The sequence below is a fragment of the Neisseria sp. HMSC064D07 genome, from assembly GCF_001837185.1.
GTDB lineage: Bacteria > Pseudomonadota > Gammaproteobacteria > Burkholderiales > Neisseriaceae > Neisseria > Neisseria flavescens_C.
Map to the genome: position 1 here is coordinate 1 of NZ_KV831648.1, position 10,785 is coordinate 10,785.

General features: G+C 47.6%; 11 protein-coding genes. 3 read left to right on the top strand and 8 right to left on the bottom strand.

Translation table 11 applies throughout. The features are described 5' to 3' along the window. From HMPREF2608_RS01300 to HMPREF2608_RS01310, 3 genes are all read right to left on the bottom strand, one after another. On the bottom strand, positions 1-370 hold a 370-nt coding region (locus tag HMPREF2608_RS01300; protein ID WP_070825716.1), incomplete at its 3' end, for a DUF1877 family protein. A 193-nt stretch (positions 371-563) separates the two neighbouring features. Next, on the bottom strand, positions 564-2,501 hold the full coding sequence (locus tag HMPREF2608_RS01305) for a MacB family efflux pump subunit (protein ID WP_070825717.1): 1,938 nt from the start codon (positions 2,499-2,501) through the stop codon (positions 564-566). Between the two features lie 81 nt (positions 2,502-2,582). Further along, on the bottom strand, positions 2,583-3,764 hold the full coding sequence (locus HMPREF2608_RS01310; RefSeq protein ID WP_070825718.1) for an efflux RND transporter periplasmic adaptor subunit: 1,182 nt from the start codon (positions 3,762-3,764) through the stop codon (positions 2,583-2,585). 288 nt (positions 3,765-4,052) lie between these two features. Between HMPREF2608_RS01310 and HMPREF2608_RS01315 the strand changes: the two genes are divergently transcribed. Then, the gene (locus HMPREF2608_RS01315) at positions 4,053-4,478 is read left to right on the top strand and encodes a type IV pilin protein (RefSeq protein WP_070825719.1); all 426 of its coding nucleotides are present in this window, start codon (positions 4,053-4,055) and stop codon (positions 4,476-4,478) included. A 108-nt stretch (positions 4,479-4,586) separates the two neighbouring features. Here the strand turns inward: HMPREF2608_RS01315 and nusB are convergent, their stop codons facing one another. The 3 genes from nusB to HMPREF2608_RS01330 all read right to left on the bottom strand — a co-directional run bounded on the left by nusB (position 4,587) and on the right by HMPREF2608_RS01330 (position 6,034). Continuing rightward, positions 4,587-5,015: a transcription antitermination factor NusB gene (gene nusB, locus HMPREF2608_RS01320; RefSeq protein ID WP_070825720.1), complete on the bottom strand. Its 429-nt coding sequence runs from the start codon at positions 5,013-5,015 to the stop codon at positions 4,587-4,589. Positions 5,016-5,136: 121 nt separating this feature from the next. Continuing rightward, entirely contained in the window at positions 5,137-5,616 is a 480-nt protein-coding gene (gene ribH / locus HMPREF2608_RS01325; protein ID WP_036493252.1) for a 6,7-dimethyl-8-ribityllumazine synthase, read from the bottom strand. Between the two features lie 94 nt (positions 5,617-5,710). Continuing rightward, on the bottom strand, positions 5,711-6,034 hold the full coding sequence (locus tag HMPREF2608_RS01330) for a DUF2185 domain-containing protein (RefSeq protein WP_070825723.1): 324 nt from the start codon (positions 6,032-6,034) through the stop codon (positions 5,711-5,713). Between the two features lie 254 nt (positions 6,035-6,288). On the opposite strand from HMPREF2608_RS01330, the gene rnc reads away from it, so the two are divergent. Together rnc and era are read left to right on the top strand one after the other, a co-directional pair. Next, positions 6,289-7,008, top strand: a complete 720-nt coding sequence (gene rnc, locus HMPREF2608_RS01335) for a ribonuclease III (protein ID WP_003748556.1) — start codon at positions 6,289-6,291, stop codon at positions 7,006-7,008. 64 nt (positions 7,009-7,072) lie between these two features. Continuing rightward, the gene (gene era, locus HMPREF2608_RS01340; protein WP_003679342.1) at positions 7,073-8,002 is read left to right on the top strand and encodes a GTPase Era; all 930 of its coding nucleotides are present in this window, start codon (positions 7,073-7,075) and stop codon (positions 8,000-8,002) included. A 61-nt stretch (positions 8,003-8,063) separates the two neighbouring features. Here era and coaBC read toward each other — a convergent pair whose 3' ends face one another. Next, a complete protein-coding gene (coaBC, locus tag HMPREF2608_RS01345; protein WP_070825721.1) occupies positions 8,064-9,242 on the bottom strand; it encodes a bifunctional phosphopantothenoylcysteine decarboxylase/phosphopantothenate--cysteine ligase CoaBC in 1,179 nt (392 codons plus the stop codon). 39 nt (positions 9,243-9,281) lie between these two features. After that, the gene (locus tag HMPREF2608_RS01350; RefSeq protein WP_070825722.1) at positions 9,282-10,511 is read right to left on the bottom strand and encodes a tetratricopeptide repeat protein; all 1,230 of its coding nucleotides are present in this window, start codon (positions 10,509-10,511) and stop codon (positions 9,282-9,284) included. Positions 10,512-10,785: the final 274 nt, after the last annotated feature.

A 10,785-nucleotide genomic window follows, 5' to 3' on the forward strand; every position in this document is an offset into this window, starting at 1 on the left:
TTTCGTCGCTCCAAATATCGGGGTAGATTTGGCTGTTTTGGAAATCTGCGGCGGTTTTGCCGTCAAGCAGCGTGGCGAAGTCGGTTTGCTTCAGGGCTTTAGCCACTTCGGCGGTTTCGGTATCGCCAATCCAGCCGATGTGTTCGCCTGCTTCTTCGTCCTGCCTCAAAATGTTGCCAATCATGGCTTTACTCAACGGGTTTGCCGCGTCGGCATCGTCCGAGCCTTTGCTGGTCAGAACGAAATGCAGCGCGTCCCAAAGTTTGCCTGCGCTGCATTCGGCTACGGCGGCAGGCGTGCCGGCGGAGGCTTTAATTTGTTCGATGCCGCTTTGCGGATGGGCTGTGTATGTTGTTGCGTAAACGTCCATAGGTTTCCTTGTATTGAAGGCTTGAGATGCCTGTTTCGGGAGGGGTCGTCTGAAATATGTTGCGGGTTCGGACGACACTCGGGCTGTTTTCGCAATGTATTGTGTGAACTGTGTGTTCTGTATCTCGTCGGGCAGCCAGACCCGACTTTTGCTTTTTCAGACGACCTTTTGGGTTTGGAGGTCGTCTGAAACTTTAATCCTTAGACAAGGCATCAATCGGATTGAGCTTGGAAGCCTTGTTGGCAGGCATAAAGCCGAACGCGACGCCGATGGCGGTGGAGCAGACAACTGCGCCGATGACGGAAGCCATGGAAATGCTCATCGGGAAATCGGTAACAAAATAGTTGAACACCAGGCTGATGCCTGCGGACAACAATACGCCCGAAAGGCCGCCGATGATACAGATTAAGACGGCTTCAATCAGGAATTGTTGCAAAATATTGTTGCGGCGTGCGCCGATTGCCATGCGGACGCCGATTTCTTTGGTGCGCTCGGTAACGGAGACCAGCATGATGTTCATCACGCCGATACCGCCGACCACCAAAGAGATGACCGCAATGGAAGAAATCAGCAGCGTCATGGTGCCGGTCGTGCTTTCAACCATTTCTTTGATGCTGTCGCTGTTGTTCATAAAGAAATCTTCTGTGCCGTGGCGTGCTTTCAGCAGCTCGGTCAGGCTTTTTTCGGCAACTTGCGTGTTGGCATCGTCTTTGATTTTGACAACGATGGAGTTGGTATAGCTTTCGCCGGTAATTTGGTGCATGACCGTTGTATACGGCGACCAAAGCATCAGCGAGTCGGAATTGCCGAACGAGTTGTCATCCTTTTTCATAATGCCGATGACGGTTAGCGGGCGTTTTTTGAAAAGGATGGTTTTACCTAAAGGATTGACACCTTCGCCGAAGAGTTTGGTTTTGGTGTTTTGGTCGATGACGACGACTTGGGCATCGGTTTTTACATCGTCATCATCAAACAGACGGCCTTCTTCCAATTTCAAACCGCGCACGTCGAAATATTGTTCGCCTACGCCGTAAAGCGAGGCGGTCAGGTCGGTGTTGCGGTAGGTTAAGGTGCCGCTGGAGTTGGTTTGAGGGGTGGCGGAGGCGACGTAACTTTGTTGGCTGATGGCTTTTGCGTCATTAATCGTCAGTGTCTTAATCCGTCCGCTGCGGCGGTCGCCAAAACCACGGCCAGGGAAGATACTGATGGTGTTTGTGCCCATCGAGTTGATATCTTCCAAGATTTTTTGTTGAGAACCATTACCCAAGGCCACTACCGATACCACCGAAGCGATACCGATGATAATCCCCAGCATGGTCAGCAGCGAACGCATTTTGTGCGCCATAATCGCCTGTACCGACATTTTGAATGCTTCCATAAATTGATCGTAATAAAACGACCAGGAAGCTTTTTCTTTAATCCTCTCCACTTTGCTTGGCGGGATATCGGGATTTTTAGACGTGTCGGAAATAATCTGACCGTCGCGAATTTCGATGACGCGGTTTGCGTTTGCCGCAATGCCCGGATCGTGGGTAACCATAATCACGGTATGCCCGTCTTCGTGCAGCTTGTGGATGATTTCCATCACGTTTTTACCGCTGGCGGTATCCAATGCACCGGTCGGTTCGTCGGCAAAGATGATTTCGCCGCCGTTCATCAACGCGCGGGCAATCGAAACGCGTTGTTGCTGACCGCCCGAAAGCTCGCTGGGTTTGTTGCCTTCTTTATTTTGCAAACCCAAATCGCCCAATAATTTTTCCGCACGTTCCGCGCGCTCTTTGCTGTCCATGCCCATATACACGGCAGGCAGGGCGACGTTGTCCCGGGCGGTCAGCGAGCTTAACAGGTTGTAACGCTGGAAAATAAAGCCGAAACGCTCACGGCGCAAAGCCGCCAGCTCATCCGGCTGCATTTGCGATGTTTCGATGCCGTCGATTTGATAAGAGCCGGAAGTGGCGGTATCCAGACAGCCTAAGATATTCATTAGCGTCGATTTACCCGAGCCGGACTGGCCGATAATCGCCACAAAGTCGCCTTTCTCAATAGAAAGGCTGACATCTTTCAATACGTGCACACGGTTTTCACCGCTACCGAAAAAACGGTTGATATTCTTACATTCGATTAAACTCATAATCTTTCCGGGCGAAAAATAGAAATACAGGAACTAAGGCCGTCTGAAACATAGCCAAACCTTTCAGACGGCCTTAATCAATCAGCGAGGAGGGCCGCCGCCCATCATCGCGCGTTCACTGCTCTTATTCTTTTCATCTGCGCTCATTTCAGAAACGATCACTTTTTCGCCTTCTTTCAAGCCGCTTTTGATTTCGGTATTCATGCTGTCTTTCAAGCCGACGGTTACTTCGCGTTCTACCGCTTTATTGTCTACGCCCAAAATGCTGACATAGGATTTGCCGTTATGCTTTTTCACGGTCAGTGTCGGTACCAGTAAAACATTTTTTACGCCGTTGATTTCGATCGTATTTTGAGTGGTCATGCCGATAGAAAGTTTGCCTTCGGGATTCGGCACCAGGGCGCGGGCATAGTAGTAAATCGCATTGGAAGTCGTGTCCGTGCTGCTGGTGTAGCTGCCCAAAGACATGGTGGTCAGGCCGGGGTCGACGCTGTCTAATTTCGCTTTAATCGGCGTGTCCGGTTCGGACAAAATGGTGAACGAAATATCCTGACCGGCTTTGACTTTCGTGATGTCGCCCTCTGCAATCTGCATTTTGTTTAACATGGTTTCCAGATTGGCCAGCTGGATAATGGTCGGCGTAGATTGCGCCGCATTGACGGATTGGCCTTCTTCAACAGGAATGGCGACCACGGTACCGTCCATGGTGGCGGTAATCCGCGTGTGGCCCAGTTCAGATTCAGCCGTATTAATCGAGATTTTTGATTGTTTGATGGAGGCTTTCAGTTCGGCGACATTCGCTTTGGCTGCAGCTAAAGAGTCTTGTGCAGATTCCAAATTTTCTTTGGAAGTTGCCTGTTCTTTCCATAAGGCAAGTTCGCGTTTATATTTTTTCTCTGCACTGGAAAGCGCGATTTCGGCAGAAACCAATTTTGCCTGATAGGTTTCCAGTTTGGATTTTTCGGTATTTAAGGTATTGATCTGATTGGTTGAGTCGATTTCCGCAATCAGATCGCCTTTTTTCACTTGTTGGCCCAGTTTCACATACAGTTTTTTAATCTGACCTGAAGCTTCCGCTCCTACGGATACTAAATTGGAAGGTGAGATTTCTCCGGTTGCCGATACGGTTTGACGGATATCGCCGCGTTTGACCACTTCCGTAATAAAAGAAGACTGAGGCTCAGGCTTCATCAAAGACCAGCCGCCGAAAGCCGCTGCTACTACAACAGCCGTACCGGCCGCCCACTTGAAAACTTTAGACATATAAAAGGAACCAATTCAATAAAATAACGTTGCAGACAAGCAATAAATGTATGTTGGAGACAAAAAAACAACTGGATTTTACTGTAAAGACCAAGGCCAACCAAGAGATGGTTAGCTTAAATTGAAGTTTAACTTATTGAAATAAAAAATAAAGGGCTGGAAACATTTTTCAGAACTTGCACCTCATTTACATAAATTCCCAAACTCCCTCCGAATCTGAACATTTAAGCCGCAAGAAAACTACTATAATATCCACGTCTTATTCTAATTATTTACGACATAAATACAATGAAACTCCAACAAGGCTTTACGCTTATCGAGCTGCTGATAGTCGTTTTGATTGCAGCCATTCTTGCTACCATCGCATATCCGTCTTATCAAAACTACATCCGCCAAACGCGTCTCGCATCCGTCCGCACACAGATGCTGCATAACGCCCAACAGCTCGAACGCTATTACACTCAAAAAAGTACATTTAAGAAATTTCCTCCTGAAACCTTACAGCAGAATCAATATTTCAATATTAGTTTTTCCGAAGGTACGGCTTCTATGCCTAATCCTTCCGATTCAGGTTATATTTTGAAGGCTGTACCCAATAAAGAAACCAATGCCGATGAAACTTGTACTGTTTATTACAACGACAGCGGTATCATTTGGGCAAACAGCGATAAACAAAACTGCCCCGGTTATGAAACGCTCCCAGATGAGAAATAAACAAAGGCCGTCTGAATTTTAGATGGCCTTTTTGATGGCTTGGCTGTATAAGCAGATGAGCCTAAACAGGGCAAAGATTGGTAATCTCAACCCGATGTGAAGCCCAGCTTAGCCTTTGCGGCGTGGTTCGTCAGGGCGGATGCGGGAAGCCAGTTGGTCGAGGATGCCGTTGACGAATTTATGGCCATCGGTGCCGCCGAAAGTTTTGGTGACTTCGATGGCTTCGTTGATGATGACGGGGTATGGGGTTTCAGGCATGGTGCTCAGCTCATGGCAGGCAACCAGCAAAACGGCGCGTTCGATAGGGCTGAGGTCTTTTTCGTCGCGGTCGAGCAGGGGGCTGATTTTTTCCATGTATTCTTCGGCATGGGTTTGTACGCCGAAAAACAGTTTGTTGAACAGCTCTTCATCCATATTGGATGTTTGGGACAGTTCGTGGATGTTTTTGGCGATTTCGGGAGCGGCGGTTTTGTTGATGCCTGCTTGATAAATGGCTTGTACGGCAAGCTCGCGTGCGCGGCGGCGTGGGCTTTTCATGGGTATTCCTTGTGAAGAGAGTGCCGATGGTTGTCGGCTGAATATTGAATGATTCAGACGGCCTCAATGTCATGATTGAGAGGCCGTCTGAAAAGATGCGGTATTCAATACGGGGAGAAGCTTATTCTTCGTCGTCTTCGTATTGTTCTGACAAAAGATGGTTGACCAAGTTGGCACATTCTACGGCAACTTTGGCGGCATCGGAGGCTTTTTCTTCGATACGTGCAACGGCTTGTTCGTCGTTTTCAGTCGTCAGGATGGCGTTGGCGATAGGGATGTTGTAGTCAAGGGCAACGCGGCTGACACCTGCGCCGGACTCATTGGATACCAATTCAAAGTGGTAGGTTTCGCCACGAATGACAACGCCGATGGCAATCAGGGCATCGAATTGTTCGGATGAAGCGAGGTTCATCAGCGCGATAGGCACTTCAAGCGCGCCGGGAACGGTGGCAAGCGTGATGTTGTCTTCGGATACGCCCAATTCTTTTAAGGTGCGGCAGCAAACTTTGACCATTTCGCTGCCGATTTCGTTGGTAAAGCGGGCTTGAACGATGCCGATGCGCAGGTTGGTGCCATCGAGGCGTGGTTCGATAATGTTCATGATGATTCCTTCAATATTTGTGAAATAGGGATTCGGCTTGGTTTCAGACGGCCTTGTTATTAGGGAAGGCCGTCTGAAACGAAATGGGAATGGGTTATTCTTGCGGCTGCCAATCGGCAACGGCTTGGAACTCGCCGTCTTCGTTCAATTCCCACGCGCTGCCTTCCGTCTGAGTCAGCAGGGGCACGATGTCGGGATTGTCTGCGGTAATGGCGGAGAGGCTGACAATGCTGAAATTGTCTGGATTGTCGGTGTATTCGTCGGTTTCGTCGCCGCTGAAAATACGCCAGCCGCTGTCGTTTTCAAATACGGGGGCTTCGCGGTAGAGGAAGCCGACGGGCTCGCCTTGTTCGGCGACGGTGTTGGTAACGATGCAGCGGTCGAGCGCTGCGGCCAATGCTTGGGCAAATTTGTTCATGGAGTTGACAAAGAGATGATTTGGCATGATTTTACACGATTCGCCGCTTTTCCGCACGGATGTGTGCAGGGGCGGTTTGATGGTACAATGTCGGCAAGTGCCGTCAGGTTTGAACATGACGGCTTTTGATTGTTTATCGGCTTGAGGGACGCAAGAAACAATGAGCCAAAATAAAAAAGTTGCCGGTGTAGCCTTTTTATTTTGTTTCACTGCGGATGAGGCGTGCTTTCCGGCTGTTTTTTTGAAAGTATGGAATGAAACCTGATTTGCTCAAACAGCAGGCGCATCGAGCGATTCAAAAGCGTCTGGGCTATGAGTTCCGCAATATGGAGCTGCTCCAGCAGGCTTTGACCCACCGCAGCTATAATGCCAAACACAATGAGCGTTTTGAATTTGTCGGCGATTCGATTTTGAACTATTCAGTGGCGCGGATGTTGTTTGACGCGTTTCCGAAATTGTCGGAAGGCGAGTTGTCGCGGATGCGCGCGGCTTTGGTGAATGAAGGCGTGTTGGCTGAAATCGCGTTGGAAATGAATGTCGGCGACGGTTTGTATTTGGGTGCCGGAGAGTTGAAGAGCGGCGGTTTCAGACGGCCTTCGATTTTGGCGGATGCGATGGAGGCGATGTTTGCGGCGGTCAGCTTTGACGCGGATTTTTCTGCGGCGGAAAAAGTGGTTCGCCATTTGTTTGCGGAACGCGTGAAACGTGCGGATTTGAATATCGGCAAGAAAGACAGTAAAACCGCTTTGCAGGAAGCCTTGCAGGCACGTCGCTTTGCCCTGCCGAAATACCGAATCGAAGAGCAGGCGGAGCAGACGGCTGATGCGATGTTTGTGATTTCCTGCGATTTGGGCGAACTCGGTTTCATCTGCAATGCACGCGGCAGCAGTCGGAAAGTGGCCGAGCAAAAAGCGGCATGTGAAGCCTTAGAGTGGTTGGAACAGAAGTTTCCTTTGAAAAAATCTAAAAAATAATATTTCAGACGGCCTTTGAGAAAACGCAAAGGCCGTCTGAAACAATCAAGAAAGTCATATATAAATGGATATCGAAACCTTTTTACAAAACGAGTCGCAACACCCGACGGATTATCGTTGCGGCTTTGTGGCCATCGTGGGTCGTCCGAATGTCGGCAAATCCACGCTGATGAACCATTTAATTGGTCAGAAAATCAGTATTACCAGTAAAAAAGCACAAACCACGCGCAACCGTGTAACAGGTATTTACACCGACGACACGGCGCAATTTGTGTTTGTCGATACGCCAGGTTTTCAAACCAATCACCGCAATGCCTTGAACGACCGTCTTAATCAAAACGTAACCGAAGCGTTGAGCGGCGTGGACGTGGTGGTTTTTGTGGTGGAAGCCATGCGCTTTACCGATGCCGACCGCGTGGTGTTGAAGCAGTTGCCTAAGCATACGCCTGTGGTATTGGTGGTCAATAAAATCGATAAAGATAAAGCCAAAGACAAATTTGCGCTTGAGGCGTTTATCAATGAAGTGCGCCAAGAGTTTGAATTTACTGCCAGCGAGGCAGTCAGCGCGAAACATGGCCTGCGTATTGCCAATCTGCTGGAATTGCTCAAGCCGTATCTGCCGGAAAGTATCCCGATGTATCCGGAAGATATGGTGACGGATAAATCCAGCCGATTCCTGGCGATGGAAATTGTGCGCGAAAAATTGTTCCGCTATTTGGGTGAAGAGTTGCCCTATGCGATGAATGTTGAAGTGGAGCAGTTTGAGGAAGAGGAAAGCGGACTGTTCCGCATTTATATCGCGGTGTTGGTCGATAAAGACAGCCAAAAGGCGATTTTGATTGGCAAGGGTGGGGAGAAATTGAAGAAAATTTCTACTGAAGCACGCCTTGATATGGAAAAATTGTTTGATACCAAAGTCTTTTTGAAGATTTGGGTGAAAGTAAAATCCGGTTGGGCAGACGATATTCGTTTTCTGCGTGAATTGGGATTGTGATTTAATGTGTTTGAACAAAGGCCGTCTGAAAAATTTTCAGACGGCCTTTTGTTTTGTTTGATTAAGCCAATAATTCAGCCAGGCGTTTGACGATTTCATCTGCTGCTTGGCGTTTGGATGTTTCTGGAAATGAGGTTTCGACAAGGTCATCAATAATGGTGATTTGATTGGTTGGCTTACCCATGGAAACGGAAACTTGGTTGGCCACCAGCATCGGTACGTTTTTGCGCAAACGTTTTGCCCGTGCAAATTCCAAAACCTGATGGCTTTCTGCAGCAAAGCCGACGCAGAATGGTGGAGAAGGCAAGGCGGCAACGGATGCGAGAATATCCGGATTTTCCGTCAGTTCGATAACCGGGGGCTGATTGCCGTTTTTCTTCAGTTTCTCGTTGCTGCTGTTTTTGACTTTATAGTCTGCAACGGCTGCAACGGAAATAAAGACATCCTGTTCATGGATATGGCGGTGAACTGCCTGATACATGGCTTCTGCGCTGACAGCTTGTTCGGAATGAGTCAAGCCTGCTGGCAAGGCCGTCTGAATTTGACCGTAAATCAGCGTGACTTTCGCTCCGGCAGCACGGCACGCACGCGCTAAAGCCATGCCCATTTGTCCGCTGGAAATATTGGTAATGCCGCGGACAGGATCGATGGCTTCGAACGTTGCGCCGGCTGTGATCAGAACTTTTTTGCCGCTCAGTAGCTTGGGTGTCCATAAATCCTCTAGCAAATCTGCCAGATCGACCGCTTCGACCATTCTGCCTGTACCTGTTTCGCCGCAAGCCTGTTCGCCGCTGTTTGGGTAAAACACGGTAATGCCGTCTGAAACCAGCTGCTCAATATTGCGCAGATTGGCAGGGTTGTTCCACATTTCGACATTCATTGCAGGCGCAACAGCCAAAGGGCATTTCCTGGCTGCTACCAAGTTGGTCAGTAGATTATCAGCCAATCCGTTGGCAATTTTGGCAATTGTATTGGCAGTTGCAGGCGCAATAAGAAATGTGTCAGCTTCACGCGTCAGATTGATGTGCGCCATGCCATTATTGGAAGCGCCTGAATAGGTATCCGATAACACGAGATTGCCGGTTAAAGCTTGGAAAGTCAGCGGGGAGATAAATTTCGTCGCAGAATCTGTCATTACCACTGATACAGAATGTCCTTGCTTTTTCAGTAGTCTGACCAGTTCGCAAGATTTATACGCCGCAATACCGCCGGTAATACCGAGAAGAATGTGTTTGCTCATAAATAATGGGTTCATTAAATGAGATATATAGGAATCAAATTAGATTTGTTCGATGTTGATTCTGGCCAGTTTTGCTTTAATCGCATTGCCATATCTCTTCGGCAAGAACGCTGAAACCGCTCCGTATTTCACTTCAGTCACATAACTGCAGACTTTAAATTCAGGAACAACATTGAGCGAGTAGTCCGGATTGACCAAAGGCGAAGCACTGGAGTACAGCGTCCATCTTGCAAGACTGCCGTCTTCATAATCAGTCGTTGCGTTAAAGCTGGTAACCCCTTCGCTGAAAGCGATTTGATAATTAGAGTAGAACTCGCCGGGAATTTCGTGTGCATTACAGAAATTAAATAATCTGTCATGTGCAAACAGATTCTGACGGATATAGGCCCACAATTCTTTTTCTAGAAAATCTTGGTCGGCAAAATGTCTGGAAGGGTAGCCCTCGTCGACAAAGTTTTGAATTCTTTCCTGTATATCTGGGACTGCACCCGCTTTAGCCCCCCACATACCCGCAAGAATCAGGGCAGTATGCGAGCCTGAGTCGCGAATAGTGTGGAATAGGGTACCACTTTTTATCCATTCGGATACGGCTGCAGCATCACGATAGCAAATAATAGAATCTGCATCACGGAAAATAACGTATTCAACCTCGGGATCATTAATGGCAAGAAAGCGCCACATCGTACCCGGCCAGTTGTCCAACGGTGCGCCAACCCTAATTACTTCTGCTCCGTTATTTCTAAATCGTTGAATAGCTTCAGCCGATACAGAATCGTCGACATAAAAACGACATGTCCAACCGGGGAAAAGTACAGGAGCAAGCTGGGTATTTAAGACGGCAGGCTCAATATATTTGGAATTATTGCCAAATAAAGAAAAGGAGATAATCCGTTTGCCGTTTTTTGGAGCTGGTGTCGGAATGATTTCATGTTCTAGGTCTGGGATGGTTTTATCTTTTAGAACCAAAGCTTGATGACCGTAAAACCCGGTTTTTTCCCAATTATCTAGAGCGCCGTAAGCATGGGCAAGTAAATCCAAAGCAGGAATATAGGTGCTATTCAGCTCTAGCGTTTTCATTTCAGCCTCAATGGCTTTTTCCCATTGCAATTGCTTCAGATAGGCATAAGCAACTTTATGATGAAATTCGACAGATTGGGGATTGAGAAGGCAAAGAATCTCGGCACGTTTTAGCGCTTCCTCGTAATTTTCCTCTTCGATAAAAGAGTGATATGCTTGTTCAAATTTTTGTTGAATCTTTTCGTTACTCATAATAGGGACTATTCTAAATTTATGATTGTTTTATTGGAGAAAGTAGAGATTGTAAGAGTAGATAGGGCTAAAGCGCCAGTAATATAGAGATAAGAATGCTGAATGTGGCAAATTAAGAGCAAAGCCGCAGGACTATTTATCTTAGGATATCTGTTTTATCTATCGAACGATAAAATCCAATAAATTTTAAATTATTTAAATACAGATAGTTGTGAAAAATTTTTAATTTTTTTGAAATTGGGTGTTGACGGGTTTTGTTGGGAGGCGTATAGTT